Genomic DNA, 16235 nt, shown 5'->3' with positions numbered 1-16235 from the left:
TAAGGAGCTTAATGTTTAAGCTATTTTTAGTTTTTTAAACCTCCGGCACCTTGTTCACCCATTTGCTGCTCGCCTTGTTTCACATCATCATTATTGATATTTTTCTTCTGCGTAAATTTCAGCTTACCAAAGCTGTAACTAAAGTTAACACCAAATGAACGCAATGGATAGTGGATGTCTGTACTTTGAGTAGAAGTCGCTGTGGTGTTTAACGTTTTTATTCTTAGATCACGGTTAAACGGATTTAAAACATTCAGGCCAACAGAGGCCTTTTTATTCATGATCTCCTTTTTAAGGGCAGCTCCGTAGAAATACATTGCATCAGTTTTTCCCTGGAATGTACGTTTTGGTGAATTAAGTACACCCCATAATTCGGTATTCCAACCACCCGGCAAAGCATAGGCCGAACGCAAGAACGCTGTATAATTTAAAAAAGTTGAAGTACTTACACCCGTTGCTGAACCATTCACTTCATAGGTATTCAAGCCCAGATTCGTCATCAATGTCCATTTTGGTTTTGGATTGTAAGAAGCAAATATGTTAAATCCATAAGATTTACTGTTCCCCACGTTAATATAAGTCGTTAAGTTCTTGTTGACACCATCTTCAACAACAGGCCTTATGGCACTCTCAATAACATCATGTGTGCGGCGATAAAATACAGAAGCATTAATGATTGAGCCTTTTATAAAAGTTGAGTAACCCAACTCCATATTATCAGTTAGTTCAGGTGCCAGATTTGGATTACCCTGACTTGGATTAAATACATCACTTTCATTTCTAAATGGGTTCAGATAGAATAAACTTGGCCGTTGTACCCTTCTGTTGTAACTGGCCTTTATAGTTGTATTTGCTTTAAGGGTTTGTGAAACAATAATACTTGGAAACAAGTTAAAATAGTCATTCTTAAAATTAGATGCTTTTCCATCAATTGCGGTATATTCAGCCCTTAAACCAGCTTTTGCAGTCATCTTTTTACTCAGCTTAAATCCCATTACGCCATAAGCCGCGGCGACATTCTGATCGTAATCAAATCCACCAACTTGTCCGTCATTACTTTTTATATTTCTAAAAATGCCTTTAGCACCTGTTTCCAAAGTGGTCGTTTTGTTGAACGGATAGGTATAATCGGCCTGCAAAGTATACTCATTATTTTTACCCGTATTGTCGCCTAAAACTGTAGAATCTGGCATGTTTGGTTTGGTAAAAATGTTACTATAGTTACTGATATTCCTGCCCCGTGACAATTGTCCGGATAAAGTGAATTCTTCCCCTTCTCTTTTGGTTGTTTTCTTATAGTCCACATTCCAGTCCATATTGTTAAAGCTCATGTCCATATCCCTGGTATTTGTACTTAGAAAAGTATTATTCAGATAGATGTCTGTGCTTCCCGGTCCACCGTTTGAAAACCGGTTAAATTTAATATTGGTACTGATGTTATTATAAGCATTGATGTCGTAATCCAGGCCTGCGCTTCCATTATATCCAACCCTTGACCATTTCGAGAACCCATTTTGTGCAAGTATATTGGTTTGACCATTCTTATCAAGATAAGTGTTCAGCATATCCACCTTCGAATTTTGAGGATAAGCCTGATTTACACCCAGACTTGTTGTAAGCGACAAACGACCGGTTTTCGCATTCAAGTTAAAAGCTCCGTTATTAGATCGTGTTCCTGCCGAACCATTCAAGCTTCCACTTATGCCTTCTGCATTCTTTTTCTTCGTAATGATGTTGACAATTCCCCCCGACCCTTCTGCATCATATTTAGCAGATGGACTGGTAATCACTTCAACACTCTTAATCTGTTCGGCCGGGATCATTTTTAAAGCATCAGCTACACTGTTTGCCATCGTACCAGAGGGTTTTCCGTTAATCAGCACCCGCACAGCTGCACCCCGCATCTGCAAGTTCCCGTTGATATCTACAGAAAGCATAGGAACTTTGCGCATGACGTCTGTAGCATCTCCTCCGGCATTGGTAATATCTGCCTCTGCATTGTAAACCAATTTATCAACTTTACTTTCCACCAAAGCCTTTTGCCCGGTAATCTCCACCTCTTTCAGGTTTCCTGCAGTTGGTTCCAAATAAATAGTGCCCACATTCAAATCAGGCTTTTCAGGGGTGGTTTTTACCAAAATAGATTTGGTCTTATACCCCATAAAACCAATAGTCAGCTTATATTGATCTGGAGCGATATTCTGGAGAGTAACCTTTCCTTTTTCGTCGGTCAACCCACCGTTAACAGATTTATTGTCTTTAGCTTTAATCAGTGCAATGGTCGCATAGTCTACAGGCTTTCTAGTTGCAGAATCAATGATCAGAGCGGTTATCCTTCCGGTCACAGTGACCTTTTTACCGGCCCCAATTCCCCCCATTGGAAATTGTGCCTTTGCAGTAGAGAGTACGGTTAAACCTATAAATAGCAAGAGTAGAATTCGTTTCATATTAATTTTTGCGTCTTTTGTCAATTAGTCTGCGCAAGGTAGATTTTGTTACAAGGATATTAAATAGATTTCTGACGAGGCTGCAAATATAAGCGGTGAATGGCGGAAAACGAGGGGTCAAATTAAAACGGACAGAACTGATCTGCATACCTTTTGATTGTTCTGATGCTCACCCTACTTGTACTGATAAAAAATACCCTGCACAATGGGTGTCCACAAACATCATCTCATTCCTAACAGGCACAACAATATCTGTATGCACCCCGTTAGACAGTATGTATATGGATATTAACACTACTTTAAATAGTTTTTTTATAATCGTTTTCATCAATTGAACAGCTTCAATATAATGCTTTTTGTTGTACATTTATTAAACACAAATGATTCCTTTTATGAAAACTAAAAAAGCACTGCTTTGTGCACTTCTAATATGCTGTGGCTTCTATAGTCAGGCTCAAACCATTACCTCTGCCCGTTTTAGAATTTCTGATCATTCAACAGGCATCCGCTCCATAGAACTGGTACTCGACAACACTATCCTCGTTGGAATCAATGAAGAAGGTAGGATTGACTATACAGAGTTCGTTTCAGGAAAAGTATCGGACTATCATGCAAATCCAGATTTAGAAAGAAACTACGGTCAGGAAACCACAATCATTGGCAATCTTCCTGTCAGGTATTATGACAATTTCGATATACATGACCCTAAAGGCAAACTCAAATCTATTGGAAATATTCAGTTTAAGTACAACAACACTTTTGACATCCATGAACAGTTTGGATCCCTAAAGTCAGTTGGGAATATTCAGATCTCTTATTACAACACTTTTGACATCCATGACCCCCAGGGAAAAGTGAAATCCATTGGAAATGTACAAATCAAATACTTCAATAAATTTGATGGTACAGATCAATTTGGAAGAATCAAATCTATTGAAGGCAATACCAATGCCGTATCTGTCATAACCCCAAGGAAATAACTGTCGCCAAATAGTCAAATATCTACAACCAGCATCATGAAACGACTAAAACAGATCACTGAAAAACTGAAAGAAGCTCATCTCGAAAATTCTGAAGAAACCAACACCCTGTTATGGCAATACATCTGCTATTCTCCAAAAATCCCCCTACGGCTGCACCAGGAGCAACTATTAGAAGAATCTGAAAGATTCAGCCTCAAAGTCAAAGATGAATTTTTCTCCGGGGAAGAGTTGAGCTTTAATGCTTTCAAATGGGGAAAAGGGCCAGATAAAGTTATTCTTACACATGGATGGGGTTCAAAAGCAGCTGATTTTTCAGAGATTATCCATGCGCTGAAAGAACTGAAAAACCTGGAGATCATTGCCTTCGATGCTCCTGGAAATGGAAGCTCCGAAGGAGAATTATCCAACTTACTCCTATATATAGAAGCCGTTAAAGCTATAATTGCAGCATTTGGATCGCCAAAAATCTTTATTGGTCATTCACTGGGTGCCATGGCCAATGTTATAGCCATAAAAGAAACCCGGATAAAGCCCGATTTGCTGGTGAGTCTTACCCCCTTGGTTCTTCTAAAAGAGAACTTTAAGGCGAGTATGACTGCAGTACAGATTGACCCGGCCATTCAGGAGCAATTTCTAAAAGACTTCGAACAACGATTCGGCATGAGTTCTTCCATTTTTAACTTATCCGAATGGTATAGAGAACACGAAAACTTAAATCACTGGCTCGCTTATGACCAACATGACCATATTGCCCCCTACTCTTATCTTAAGCGTTTTATGGAAGCCTATCCTTCTATATCTGGCAGAGACTATGAACATGTAACCCATGAGAGGATCATCAGGTCCGCAGAGGTCATTAAAGATCTCAAAGAAAAAATTATAGAATCATAGACCTAGCCTCCTTTTTAATATTATTAAATTATGACAAAATAGTTAAGTACTATACTATCTATTCCTTAACTTTATGTAAAGAACTATAATTTATTCTTATGGCAGATAAAGAAAAAGCCTTACTTGCTCTTGAGCTTGGTCGTGCAGTAATCGAAATGAGAAGTCGTTCCCGCCAGTTTATCCAGGCCCGCATCAAAGAAAATCAGATGAACATCACTTATGAAATGCTGGAGGTATTGATGTGCCTTTGGGAAAAAGACGGGATTAACCAACAGGAAATCGCCAGTCGCATCATTAAAGAGAAAGCCAGTATGACGTATCTGATCGACAACCTAAGCAAAAGAGAATTGGTTAAAAGAGAAGAAGATGAAAACGACAGGAGAAACAACTTAATTTATTTGACGAAAAAGGGAAAACATCTTCAGGAAGAACTATTGCCCTGGGCAATGGAAATGTATACCGCTGCATCAGCAGATCTCTCTGCCGATGCCATCATTTCTTCCACAAAACTTATTCAGCAACTCACCAGGAACATTATATAAAATAAATTACATTCCAATGAAAACGATACTCATACCCATTGATTTTTCAGCGTCTTCTATCCATATGGTCAATTACACCGCTGAGCTCAGTAATCACCAGGATATTGATCAGATCATTTTATTTTCTTCCTTTTTTGTTACTTTATTCGAGCAGATTTACCCATCCGCAGACTTTATACAGCCGGGAGAGGAAGATATTCTTGAACAGAAACAGCAACGCCTTCAGCAGCTGGAAGACTTAAAAACCAACTTACTAAAGAAACTTGGCGGTCAGACTTCTGTAAAAGTTGCCTTGATTGAAAAACCTTTATTACGGGCAGTTCTTGAAATTGTTTCTCTGGAACAACCTGATGTTTTGTTCCTTAACAAAACTTGCAGTCAAATGATTGAAATTGCAAAAATCAGTCCTGTACCAGTGTTGATCATCCCAGAAAAGGCTACCTATGAACCTGTTCAAAATGCACTTGTTGCCTGTGATTTCAGAACGCTGAACCATGTAAGCTTATTAAAAAGACTCCATTCTATTAAACATTGGCCGCACCCAAAACTTGCGCTGCTCAATGTTGACCCCTTGCAAAAACACTTAGCACCTGAACATCCAGGTCAGGAAATTGACGGCATCCTGAAAGAATTACTCGATGGTTATGAATATCAACTGTATTATTCTAATGACCAGGATATTCTTCATGGAGTCTTGGCCTTTGCAGAAGAGCACAATCAGCAAATGATCATTGCATTACCCGGCATACATAGCTTTCTATATAGCCTAACGCATCAAAGCATCACGGAAGGCTTGTCAGCAGACGCTGATAAACCAGTTCTGATCCTCAAATAATTTTTAATAGAATACCGCTACAATTGTAAATACAAAGTAAAGTGTAGCTTTTGTATTTTCAAATGGCAAAGCCACATGCAAATGTCCTTAAATTTGCATGCGCTCTGTTAAGTCACTATATATTAAGCATTATGAAGTCAGAAACAAGTTCAGATGTTTCTTTACCACAAGTTCGTTTATCCATTACCAGTTTCGTTGCATTTACTTTTTTTGGATACTTCACCATCGGTCTCGCACTGGCTGTTTTACCAGTTTTTATACACCAGGAACTCGGCTACAGTGCCATGATTGCAGGTATCGTAATCAGTATCCAATATGTAACTACTTTTGTTATGCGTGGTTATGCTGGTAGAATGGTGGATCTGAAAGGCCCAAAACCAGCAGTCCTGTTAGGCATGGCCGGTTTCGTTTTAAGTGGGCTACTTCTGTTTGCAGCCTATGCGTTAAAACATACCCCTGTTATGAGCTTGGGCCTGCTGGTCATTACAAGACTTATGACAGGCTTCTCCGAAGGATTAATTGGTGCCAGTCCTGTCAACTGGGCTATCCTGGCAGTAGGGAATCAACATACAGCTAAAGCCATATCGTTTAATGGTATTGCGAGTTACGGCGCACTGGCTGCTGGTGCTCCTCTTGGTGTATTGCTAAACAACGGTTATGGTATAGGAAGTATAAGTCTCTTAATCGTTTTGGTTGGCATGATCGGTTTACTGTATGCAAAAAGCAAGACGCCTTTAAAAGGAAATAGTAACAGCCCCAGAGAGTCCTTCCTCAAGGTACTGAAAAAGGTGTCACCTTTCGGTATTTGCCTGGCTTTAGGAGGTCTGGGATTCGGAACAATTTCTACGTTTATCACGCTATATTACGCTTATTTAAACTGGTCTGATGCGGTACTTTGCTTATCAGTCTTTAGCATATTATTTATACTTGGACGTATCTTTTTTGGTCGTTCAATTGATTTACATGGTGGATTAAAAACATCCATCGTCTGTCTTGCCCTGGAAACTACCGGTCTTTTGATCCTTTGGCTGGCCACCACACCAACTACAGCATTAATCGGTGCAGGGACAGCAGGTCTGGGATTTTCCCTTGTTTTTCCTGCGCTTGGTGTAGAGGCTGTAAAATTAATCCCACCTTCCAATCACGGTGCTGCACTTGGAGGCTATGGTTTGTTTATCGATCTTTCTCTGGGCATTACAGGTCCTTTAGTTGGTGCTATAGCCAGCCGTTTTGGAATGCCATACATCTTCCCTTTCAGTATGGGAATGGTTTTCCTGGGCTTCCTGTTAGCCGTTATCATCTATATCAGGCAAAAGAAAAGTCTCCCTCTAACAGTCGTTCACAACGTAGCATAGGGGTTTTCAGGAATATAGACAAAATGATAACCTTCGGCTTTCATTTGCTGAAGGATACCCTTTTCAGGTATTGTTTTAAAAACCACTGTACACAAGACCTGCCCGGGAATTAACCTGCACTTGAGCAAAATATCCATTATTGCCTTTTTAACTTTAATCTTCATAAAACTACCGCTGTATTTTTTTTGGTTTAAAACTTCTGCCCCTTTAAAATAAAAGTTTGGGTTAATCCTTTTAAAAGCAAGCACCGGAAGATTCAGACCAGCGGCAAATTTCTCAAATTCACGTTCAGATACTTTATATACAAAATTGCCTACCGGCTCATAAGAAAACCGATTTTTCCAGATGCTGTTCAGGAGCTTCGGTTTTGCTTTAAACAAATTAAAAAGCCACAATAACATTGGCATTTTAGTTACAGGATCTTGCGGCTCTATAATTACAATTCCCTTTTTTGCAACCCGGATCATTTCATACAATGCCGCATATGGTCTTGGAAAGTGATGATAGGATTCTTTGCAAAGCACATAATCAAAGTGCTCGTCGGGGAAGCTGAGTTGCTCCGCGTTTTCCGCTTTATACCGGGCAATAATTTCCTCCTCCTGGGCGACTACCAAAAAATCCACATTCAAGTCTGTTGCCATTGCCATACTGCCCCTGGATTCAATATATTGTGCATCAAACCCATAAGCGTCCCCAACGGTAAGCCAGTATTTATTTTCCCCAAGCAATGGATCAATGCACCTAAAAAAAATATGCTGTAGCCAATGCGCTATTGTATTCTCCCCCAGAGATCTTTTCTCTTTGTAATAATTAATCTTTGATTCCTTACCGGGAAAATACTGGTTATACCAGTTTCCATGTTTATAATAGCTTTGATGATGATACAATGGTCTTATATTTAGTCTTCTATACCAACTTACGGGAGTACCGAACCAAACGTTGGGTAGAAAAATAAAAATTTCTTTAAAATCATTTAAAAATTTCATTTTTATCCCAACGTTTTGTTCTGTGTCTTCGTAATACTTAAGAATGGCATCTCCTACTTTTACTCTTAATTTGCTGAATGAATCTGTTTGCTAAACGGGAATCTCTTATTATAAAAGGATGTAAGGCAAACGAACGTACTGCGCAGGCCCAACTGTATAAACTTTTTTATCCAGAAATGCTCCGGCTTTGTTATCGTTATTTAAAATCTGACGACCTCGCAGCAGAAGCACTAAATGCAGGTTTTTTAAAAGTTTTCCAGCATATCGATAGTTTTGAGGGATCAAAAGGCGAATTGGGTGCATGGATTAGAACAATTATTGTAAGGACATGTATTGATATTGGAAGAAAAGAAGCCAGGTTTAGCAACAACACAAGCAGCGAAGAGGAGACAGATACTATTTTTGTTTCACCAGAGGTCCTTGACAAATTGTATGCGGAAGATTTAATGCAGGCGATCCGCCAGCTTCCACATGCCACCAAACTCGTCTTTAACCTATCAGTAATAGAAGAATACACACATAAAGAAATAGCAGACCACCTGGATATTACAGAAGGAACATCCAGATGGCATTTATCCGAAGCAAAAAAGCAGCTCAGGAAGATTTTATCTCCTGCCATTAAAGACAACATCAAATCAACTGAAAAAAAAGAAGATAAGTCAAAATGAGAAATTCGGCCTGGTATCATAAAATCTGGCGTAAAAAGCTGCAGCAGTTTCCTTTGGATAGGGATGCTGATTCCGCCTGGGCAGAAATGAAATCTATTTTAGACAAGGAACTTCCTGTTGCCCATCCAGCCACCAAACCTCCTCTGAAATCTGCTATTTCCAAATTGATTTCTCCTCTCCTTACTTACGTTTTGCCTGCAGCGGTAATGATTGCAGCTTGCGGATATTTTATAATTAAGTCACCTTCGGAGAAAAAAAATAGTAAGAATCAGAAAAAACAACATTGGCGTTTGCAAAAAACAGATACTCTAGACAGATCAGAACAACGACCCGAGTTGATCACAGATTCAATATCAGCTGGAGCTATTCTTCATCACATTCCAAGATCTGTTGTTTATAGACCTCAGTTGATCACTCCTGTTTACAAAGATTCGACACCCTTTCTTGTCCAGAGTCATGCTCAGCTTTCAGATCAGGAAAAGATAGAAGAAATCCATTTCCATCAGCTTTTAAAAAGCCAAATTTCCGCAGCAGATATATTTGCGTCCAAACATTGGATTTTACAACCTGTTCCAGAAGCTGAAGTCATTACCTGGATGCCTTTGTCTATCCAGGTTCTTGCAAAAAACAACGATTACTATCGGAAATCAAAGCAAAATAAAAACGCCTTAAATCCCAAAAAGATCCATTTAGCAAAAAAAAAGCGGAGAAACGAGATGACCCCCCCAACGTATAATTATGGAATAGAAGCCGGAATTAATAAAGGCAGCAATGCCAATAGTTTCTATCTAGGCCTATCCGGTTCATACGCTTTAACCAAACATTGGCTAATTTCTACCGGATTACAAATCAATACGTTAAGGCAATTATCTGGTGAATACTCACACCCGAGTTACTACAGGCCAGACTCTCTTCCACCCTTTAAAATTAACGATTCCCGAAAAGTACTAACGTTAACTATTCCTCTATTACTGGAGCACAGGATCAGTAAGGTAGTGAGTCTGCACGCCGGGCCATTAGTTAGCCTTGTGCTTAAACAAGCAAACAAACAGGGCCTGGTAGCTCCAATGGCTGATATGCGCGACACCGTATATCACAGTAAAGAGATCAACCAAGCCATCAGTAAAACGACCGTTAATCAAATCAGTATAGGATTTACCGGAGGACTGAGCCTCCACCTGGGTCGATTTGATGTAAACGGAAAATATCAGCTTCTTTCTCCCTATAAAATAAGTAATGACTTAGGTTCATATAAAGCAACCTATCAGACTTTCCAATTTGGAATTGGCTACAGACTTAAATAAAAAGGGGGTGAATCATCTGATACACCCCCTTTAACTTTCCGAAAATCAGAATTAAATCACAATGTTCACAATTCTGCCTTTCACAACAATAACCTTTTTAGGTGTTTTACCCTCCAGATATTTTTGCACCTGCTCATCAGCAAGAACAGTTTCTTCAATTTCTTTTGCTTCCAATGTTAAGCTCAGATTAAGGTTCAACCGGGTTTTACCATTTACCGAAACAGGATAACTGAATTCATCTTCTATCAAATAGGCCGGATTAAACACTGGATACGGAGTATAAGATAAACTTCCTTCTTCATGTCCTAATAAAGACCAAAGCTCTTCACAAATATGTGGCGCATAGGAGGAAAGCACTACAACCAAATCTTCCAGTACCTGACGATTCTTACACTTTAAATCCGTTAATTCATTCACCGCAATCATGAAACTGGATACCGATGTATTGAAAGAGAAACGTTCAATATCATCCTGAACCTTTTTAATGATCTTATGTAAAGCCTTCAGTTCTGCTTTAGTTGGAACAGAATCGCTGACATTAAAACCCCAGGCCTCATTATGGAACAATCTCCAGAACTTGCGAAGGAATTTAAACACGCCCTCTATACCATTTGTATTCCATGGCTTGCTCTGTTCCAGTGGTCCGAGGAACATTTCATACATCCTTAATGTATCTGCACCATAGTTTTCAATCAGCACATCCGGATTAACTACGTTAAACTTAGATTTAGACATCTTCTCCACCTCTACCCCACAAATGTATTTACCATTTTCCAGGATAAACTCAGCATCCTTAAATTCAGGTCTGAACAACTTGAATTTTGGAATGTTCAGAATCTCATTTTCTACAATATTCACATCTACATGCAATGCAGATGTTTTATAATCATTCCTTAACCCATGAGATACCAATGTATTTGTTCCGCGGCCTTGCTCATCAATAACGCGGTAAACAAAATTACTCCTTCCCTGGATCATGCCCTGATTAATCAATTTTTTGAAGGGTTCTTCCTCCTGTACATAGCCAAGATCTTTAAGAAATTTATTCCAGAAACGGCTATATAAAAGGTGACCAGTAGCATGCTCCGCTCCTCCAATATACAGATCGACATCCTTCCAGTAGTCAATTGCTTCCTTTGATGCAAATTCAGAATCATTAACAGCATCCATATACCTGTACCAGTACCAACTTGAACCAGCCCAGCCAGGCATTGTGCTCAGTTCGTACTCATACTGATCTTCATAACTCCAGTTCTCAGCCCGCCCCAAAGGAGGCTCTCCTGTCTCCGTTGGCAGGTATTTATCGATTTCAGGCAACAATAAAGGCAATTCTTCCTCTTTGATCAGGTAAGGTAAACCATCTTTAAAATAAACCGGAATAGGTTCACCCCAATACCGCTGGCGACCAAAAATAGCATCCCGCATACGGTAATTGATCTTTGCCTTTCCTACTCCCTGTTCTTCAAGCCAGTTGTTTAAAAATGGAATCGCTTCAGCGTAGCTCATCCCATTAATAAATCCCGAATTGACGTATTTCCCTTCCTTGGTTGGATCAGCCTGTGTATCTATACTTTGTTGTGCGTCCAGAACCTGTACAATTGGTAAGTTGAAATGAGTGGCAAATGCCCAGTCACGCTGATCTCCACTTGGCACACCCATTACCGCACCAGTACCATAACCTGCAAGAACATAATCTGCAATCCAAAGCGGCACACGTGCTCCGTTCACCGGATTGATGACATAACTTCCTGTAAAGGCACCCGAAACCGTTTTTGTATCTGCCATACGGTCCAGCTCTGATTTCTTCTTGGTTTGAGCAATATACTGTTCAATATCACCTCTTTGTTCCGGTGTAGTTAATGCAGCCACCAATTCATGTTCGGGCGCAAGAACCAGATAGGAAACCCCAAATATAGTATCAGCCCGTGTGGTAAAGACCTCAATATAATCTTCCTCAACTCCCGTAATTGATGGTGTTTTCTCCATAGCAAACCTTACACTTGCCCCAACACTTTTGCCAATCCAGTTGCGCTGCATTTCTTTTACCGGCTCCGGCCAGTCTATGGTATTCAGTCCCTGAAGTAAACGTTCTGCATAGGCAGAAATACGCATACTCCACTGCATCATTTTCTTTTGTTCTACCGGATGTCCTCCGCGCTCTGAAAATCCGTCCTTAACCTCATCATTGGCCAATACAGTTCCAAGGGCAGGACACCAGTTCACCGTACTTTCTTTTAAATAGGTCAGCCTGTATTTAAGCAATTCTTCCTGCTTTTCCTCACTGGTCATTGTCGCCCAGTCGCTTGGCATAAACGTCTTGATGTCTTCATCACAAACGGCCTTCACATCCGCACTGCCTGAAGCATTAAATTTTTCAAGCAAAGTCGTAATATCTTCTGCCCTGTCTGTATCGAGGTTATACCACGAATTGAACAACTGCATAAAAATCCATTGCGTCCATCTATAATACCCCGGATCGCTGGTCCTCACCTCTCTGCTCCAGTCAAATGAAAAACCAATCTGGTCCAATTGTCTGCGATAAGTATTAATATTGGTTTCTGTGGTGATCGCCGGATGCTGTCCGGTTTGAATAGCATATTGCTCAGCCGGCAAACCAAAAGAATCGTATCCCATTGGATGCAATACATTAAACCCCTTCAACCTTTTGTATCTTGAAAATATATCTGAGGCGATATAGCCAAGGGGATGACCCACGTGTAAACCCGCACCTGATGGATAAGGAAACATATCCAGCACGTAAAATTTAGGTTTATCGCTATTGGTATCTGCTTTAAAAGTCTGGTTCTGAGCCCAAAACTGCTGCCACTTTTTCTCTATTTCTTTAAATTGGTAATCCATTACGGCTATTCCTTAATATATAGCGCGAAAATAATGAAATAATTTACCAATTGGTAATCAGAGTAAATATGCCGCCTTTTAAAGGCGGCATAGCTCACTATCTTTTAAGATAATAGGTTTCGGTAACCTTAGGATTAGATTGATCTACTGTGGCCGTAAACTGGAAAGTATTGTCGTTAAGCACGTCGGTAGAACACACCAGAAGCTTTGAAGCTAATTTAATGTTAAATGCCGTTCCGACAAAAGTGACGTAATTGCCACTGGAAATTGTACCCGCCAGACTCATTTCGAAATCATTGTTTTCCGTGCTTTTAAAATCAAGATAATCGGAACTCGGATTATATTCTACCGTATTTGAGGAAGCGATCCCCCCGTTGGCATCATAAACTTTGGTTTCAATCTTAGTTACCTGCCATTTCCCTCCGATCTTTACAATCGTAGTGTTTGAGTCTTGTTTTTTACAGGCAGTTATACCCGTGACCAGCAACAAAAAAAGGACTGCTGTAGTTAGTTTTTTCTTCATAGTAATGGTTTTTTGCTCCTTTTTAAACGAAAAAGCAGCAGATATAGTATAAATATTTGCGCTACGCCCCTAAGCACAATCCGCTTTAATAAGTGTTAAAGATTGTTAAGACTGAAAAGAAGAAACTATTTTAATTAAACTTTCGTTGTAGATTAGGAGGTAATTGAATGCTAAAGCCATATAATTTATTTTAGTTGCTTTTATTTTTTTATTTTCGCACAACAATAAACACGAATACATGGAAGAATTTGAAGTAAGCGATGCTTCTAAGAAGACAAAGACCATATACATTTCAACAATATTCAGTATTACACTCGTACTGCTAACACTTGGCATGCTGGGCTTAATTCTGGTACATGCAAAAAACCTGTCCAACTATGTTAAGGAAAACATTGTTCTGAACATTATCCTTGATGAAGGTGCTAAGGATGCCGATGTACTTCAATTTCAAAAAGAACTGAATTCTAATCCGGCGATAAAAACCACTCAATACGTAAACAAGGAAATTGCTGCTAAAAACCTTACCCAGGACCTTGGAGAAGATTTTGTGAATTTCCTGGGGTATAACCCATTATTATCTACTATTGATGTTTATCTGAAAGCAGATTACGCCAACAATAAAAGTATTGACGCCTTAAAAGCTCAGATCAGTAAAAATCCAGCAGTTAAAGAAGTGATCTATCAAAGCTCTTTAATTGACATGGTCAATCAGAATATCAACACCATCAGCCTGATCATTTTAGCCTTTGCTGCCATTTTATTGGTGATCTCCATTGCTTTGATCAACAATACCATCAGGCTGGCCATTTATTCTCAGCGTTTTCTGATCAAGAGTATGCAACTGGTTGGTGCAACTAAAAACTTTATCCGCAAGCCTTTTATTCTGCTTGCTGCTTTACATGGTCTAATTTCAGCCATCATTGCTGTAATTATTCTACTGGGCATCCTGTATTATGCACAAAAACAAATCCCTGAAATCATCATATTAAGAAACTACACAGAATTTGGGTTTGTATTGTTATTTATGCTTGGCCTGGGCATCTTCATCACTGCCATCAGCACTGCCATGGCAGTAAGCAGATATTTACGTTTAAAAAGTTACGATCTATACAGATAATGATACAGAAAAAACACAGCCCTGCAAGTCAGGACAACAAATCAGAATTGGTTTTCACCAAAAAGAATTATCAACTGCTGTTGATTAGCATCGCTATCGTTGTATTTGGATTCATCTTAATGATAGGTGATACCGATATCTACGATTTCAGAAAAACACTTCTTGCGCCAATGGTAGTCCTTTTTGGTTTTGCTTTTGGCATTTATGCCGTTTTAAAGAAATAAAATCATGGATTTTCTACAAACCTTTATCCTTTCTGTAATAGAAGGAATAACGGAGTTTTTGCCCGTTTCTTCAACTGGTCATATGATCATTGCCTCTTCGGTAATGGGAATTGACAAAGATCCATTCGTAAAACTCTTTGAAATTGCAGTGCAACTCGGAGCGATCCTTTCTGTTGTTGTTTTTTACTGGAAGAAATTTTTTCCTTTAAATCACTGGAAATTTTACCTGAAGCTTGTCATCGCTTGTTTACCAGCAGCAGTATTTGGAATGTTACTTCAAAAAAAAATAGACCATTTGCTGGAGAGCCCCGTTACCGTTGCAGTAATGCTGGTTGTTGGGGGTATCATCTTGCTTTTTATCGACAAGTTCTTTAATAAACCAACCATAAAATCCGAACCAGAAATTTCTAATAAGAGTGCGCTGATCATTGGCTTTTGGCAATGCCTTGCAATGGTTCCAGGCACCAGCAGAAGCGCGGCCAGCATTATCGGTGGAATGCAACAAAAATTAACCCGGTCAGTTGCGGCAGAATTCTCTTTCTTCCTCGCTGTTCCCACCATGGTTGGTGCAACAGGGTTAAAATTGGTCAAAGCCTATAAAGAAACCCCGGAGATCCTAAAGGACAAACATAATCTGATGCTTTTAGGTGTGGGAAATTTAATTGCTTTTGTGATTGCTCTACTTGCAATCAAATTTTTCATAGGTTATGTACAGAAGTACGGCTTTAAGCTGTTTGGCTGGTACAGAATCGCATTTGGTTTATTTTTCTTAGTCCTGTATTACCAGGGCCTTATACAACTTTAATGATTGAATTTCCGGATTTTAATTTTGCCGAAGGTGAGCTCCTGCTCATCAATAAGCCTTATCAGTGGACAAGTTTTGATGTGGTGGGAAAGATAAGAAACTCTCTAAAACCGCTCAAAATTAAAGTAGGACACGCAGGCACTCTGGATCCGCTTGCTACGGGTCTATTGATTATCTGCACAGGTAAACTCACCAAGCAAATTGACACCTTCCAGGCACAGGAAAAAGAATATACCGGTACCATGGTCCTTGGTGCTACAACACCTTCTTTCGACCTGGAAACCGTTGTGGATCAGGAATTTTCGATAGAAGGAATTACAGAAGAACAAATACACGCTGCTACCATACATTTTACAGGTGATATACAGCAATATCCACCAGCGCATTCCGCAGTTAAGGTCAATGGAGAGCGTTTGTACGTGAAAGCCAGAAGAGGCGAAGAAACAGAACTGCGCATACGTCATGTTTCTGTTCCTGTATTTGAAATTACCCGAATTGAATTGCCTGAAATTGATTTCAGAATTGTATGCAGTAAGGGCACCTATATCAGGTCCCTGATCTCTGATTTCGGAAAACACCTGAACAACGGAGCATATTTATCTAAACTTGTAAGAACCAGAAGCGGAGATTTCCTGCTGAAAAATGCATTTGAGGTTATGGATCTGGTTGGCTATCTTAGAAGCAAGAAGGAATAAC

General features: G+C 39.6%; 15 protein-coding genes. 11 read left to right on the top strand and 4 right to left on the bottom strand.

Annotated features, from left to right (window positions below; genetic code table 11):
• Window positions 1-26: 26 nt before the first annotated feature.
• Window positions 27-2447 carry a TonB-dependent receptor domain-containing protein gene (locus tag R2S08_RS16930; protein ID WP_316836254.1) on the bottom strand — a complete coding sequence of 807 codons (2421 nt, stop codon included), beginning with the start codon at window positions 2445-2447 and terminating at the stop codon, window positions 27-29.
• Between the two features lie 392 nt (window positions 2448-2839).
• On the opposite strand from R2S08_RS16930, the gene R2S08_RS16925 reads away from it, so the two are divergent.
• From R2S08_RS16925 to R2S08_RS16905, 5 genes are all read left to right on the top strand, one after another.
• Window positions 2840-3427, top strand: a complete 588-nt coding sequence (locus R2S08_RS16925; protein WP_316836253.1) for a hypothetical protein — start codon at window positions 2840-2842, stop codon at window positions 3425-3427.
• 36 nt (window positions 3428-3463) lie between these two features.
• Window positions 3464-4321, top strand: coding sequence for an alpha/beta hydrolase (locus R2S08_RS16920; protein WP_316836252.1), 858 nt, complete (start codon window positions 3464-3466; stop codon window positions 4319-4321).
• Window positions 4322-4419: 98 nt separating this feature from the next.
• Window positions 4420-4863: a MarR family winged helix-turn-helix transcriptional regulator gene (locus R2S08_RS16915; protein WP_316836251.1), complete on the top strand. Its 444-nt coding sequence runs from the start codon at window positions 4420-4422 to the stop codon at window positions 4861-4863.
• A gap of 16 nt (window positions 4864-4879) precedes the next feature.
• On the top strand, window positions 4880-5698 hold the full coding sequence (locus tag R2S08_RS16910) for a universal stress protein (protein ID WP_316836250.1): 819 nt from the start codon (window positions 4880-4882) through the stop codon (window positions 5696-5698).
• 131 nt (window positions 5699-5829) lie between these two features.
• Window positions 5830-7053 (top strand): MFS transporter, encoded by a 1224-nt coding sequence (locus R2S08_RS16905; RefSeq protein ID WP_316836249.1) that lies wholly within the window; start codon window positions 5830-5832, stop codon window positions 7051-7053.
• On the opposite strand, the gene R2S08_RS16900 is transcribed toward R2S08_RS16905, so the two are convergent.
• Complete coding sequence (locus R2S08_RS16900; protein ID WP_316836248.1) at window positions 7038-8039, bottom strand: class I SAM-dependent methyltransferase; 1002 nt, start codon at window positions 8037-8039, stop codon at window positions 7038-7040. The two genes, R2S08_RS16905 and R2S08_RS16900, sit on opposite strands and share 16 nt — an antisense overlap.
• Before the next feature lie 77 nt (window positions 8040-8116).
• Between R2S08_RS16900 and R2S08_RS16895 the strand changes: the two genes are divergently transcribed.
• On the top strand, window positions 8117-8707 hold the full coding sequence (locus R2S08_RS16895) for an RNA polymerase sigma factor (protein WP_316836247.1): 591 nt from the start codon (window positions 8117-8119) through the stop codon (window positions 8705-8707).
• Window positions 8704-10011, top strand: a complete 1308-nt coding sequence (locus tag R2S08_RS16890; RefSeq protein ID WP_316836246.1) for a hypothetical protein — start codon at window positions 8704-8706, stop codon at window positions 10009-10011. The genes R2S08_RS16895 and R2S08_RS16890 overlap by 4 nt, the downstream gene beginning before the upstream one ends.
• Window positions 10012-10062: 51 nt before the next feature.
• Here the strand turns inward: R2S08_RS16890 and leuS are convergent, their stop codons facing one another.
• Complete coding sequence (gene leuS, locus R2S08_RS16885; RefSeq protein ID WP_316836245.1) at window positions 10063-12870, bottom strand: leucine--tRNA ligase; 2808 nt, start codon at window positions 12868-12870, stop codon at window positions 10063-10065.
• Between the two features lie 97 nt (window positions 12871-12967).
• Complete coding sequence (locus R2S08_RS16880; protein WP_316836244.1) at window positions 12968-13393, bottom strand: hypothetical protein; 426 nt, start codon at window positions 13391-13393, stop codon at window positions 12968-12970.
• Window positions 13394-13631: 238 nt separating this feature from the next.
• Here R2S08_RS16880 and R2S08_RS16875 point away from each other — a divergent pair, with 238 nt between their 5' ends.
• The 4 genes from R2S08_RS16875 to truB are packed head-to-tail and all read left to right on the top strand — an operon-like array spanning window position 13632 to window position 16234.
• Window positions 13632-14510: a cell division protein FtsX gene (locus tag R2S08_RS16875; protein ID WP_108550067.1), complete on the top strand. Its 879-nt coding sequence runs from the start codon at window positions 13632-13634 to the stop codon at window positions 14508-14510.
• Entirely contained in the window at window positions 14510-14734 is a 225-nt protein-coding gene (locus R2S08_RS16870; protein WP_133779923.1) for a DUF3098 domain-containing protein, read from the top strand. Before R2S08_RS16875 ends, R2S08_RS16870 begins: the two co-directional genes overlap by 1 nt.
• A gap of 4 nt (window positions 14735-14738) precedes the next feature.
• Complete coding sequence (locus R2S08_RS16865; RefSeq protein WP_199081668.1) at window positions 14739-15539, top strand: undecaprenyl-diphosphate phosphatase; 801 nt, start codon at window positions 14739-14741, stop codon at window positions 15537-15539.
• Entirely contained in the window at window positions 15539-16234 is a 696-nt protein-coding gene (gene truB, locus R2S08_RS16860) for a tRNA pseudouridine(55) synthase TruB (RefSeq protein WP_316836243.1), read from the top strand. The genes R2S08_RS16865 and truB overlap by 1 nt, the downstream gene beginning before the upstream one ends.
• The last annotated feature ends 1 nt before the right edge of the window (window position 16235 follow it).

It is taken from the genome of Pedobacter nutrimenti, assembly GCF_032678445.1.
Taxonomy (GTDB): Bacteria; Bacteroidota; Bacteroidia; order Sphingobacteriales; family Sphingobacteriaceae; genus Pedobacter; species Pedobacter nutrimenti_A.
Note: the sequence above shows the minus strand (reverse complement) of the source record. Positions and strands in the feature narration are given on the sequence as shown.

What these genes read in the sequence shown, in the direction of transcription:
- R2S08_RS16930 (WP_316836254.1), bottom strand. Translation starts at nt 2,447, where the DNA reads ATGAAACGAATTCTACTCTTGCTATTTATAGGTTTAACCGTACTCTCT.
- R2S08_RS16925 (WP_316836253.1), top strand. Translation starts at nt 2,840, where the DNA reads ATGAAAACTAAAAAAGCACTGCTTTGTGCACTTCTAATATGCTGTGGC.
- R2S08_RS16920 (WP_316836252.1), top strand. Translation starts at nt 3,464, where the DNA reads ATGAAACGACTAAAACAGATCACTGAAAAACTGAAAGAAGCTCATCTC.
- R2S08_RS16915 (WP_316836251.1), top strand. Translation starts at nt 4,420, where the DNA reads ATGGCAGATAAAGAAAAAGCCTTACTTGCTCTTGAGCTTGGTCGTGCA.
- R2S08_RS16910 (WP_316836250.1), top strand. Translation starts at nt 4,880, where the DNA reads ATGAAAACGATACTCATACCCATTGATTTTTCAGCGTCTTCTATCCAT.
- R2S08_RS16905 (WP_316836249.1), top strand. Translation starts at nt 5,830, where the DNA reads ATGAAGTCAGAAACAAGTTCAGATGTTTCTTTACCACAAGTTCGTTTA.
- R2S08_RS16900 (WP_316836248.1), bottom strand. Translation starts at nt 8,039, where the DNA reads ATGAAATTTTTAAATGATTTTAAAGAAATTTTTATTTTTCTACCCAAC.
- R2S08_RS16895 (WP_316836247.1), top strand. Translation starts at nt 8,117, where the DNA reads ATGAATCTGTTTGCTAAACGGGAATCTCTTATTATAAAAGGATGTAAG.
- R2S08_RS16890 (WP_316836246.1), top strand. Translation starts at nt 8,704, where the DNA reads ATGAGAAATTCGGCCTGGTATCATAAAATCTGGCGTAAAAAGCTGCAG.
- leuS (WP_316836245.1), bottom strand. Translation starts at nt 12,870, where the DNA reads ATGGATTACCAATTTAAAGAAATAGAGAAAAAGTGGCAGCAGTTTTGG.
- R2S08_RS16880 (WP_316836244.1), bottom strand. Translation starts at nt 13,393, where the DNA reads ATGAAGAAAAAACTAACTACAGCAGTCCTTTTTTTGTTGCTGGTCACG.
- R2S08_RS16875 (WP_108550067.1), top strand. Translation starts at nt 13,632, where the DNA reads ATGGAAGAATTTGAAGTAAGCGATGCTTCTAAGAAGACAAAGACCATA.
- R2S08_RS16870 (WP_133779923.1), top strand. Translation starts at nt 14,510, where the DNA reads ATGATACAGAAAAAACACAGCCCTGCAAGTCAGGACAACAAATCAGAA.
- R2S08_RS16865 (WP_199081668.1), top strand. Translation starts at nt 14,739, where the DNA reads ATGGATTTTCTACAAACCTTTATCCTTTCTGTAATAGAAGGAATAACG.
- truB (WP_316836243.1), top strand. Translation starts at nt 15,539, where the DNA reads ATGATTGAATTTCCGGATTTTAATTTTGCCGAAGGTGAGCTCCTGCTC.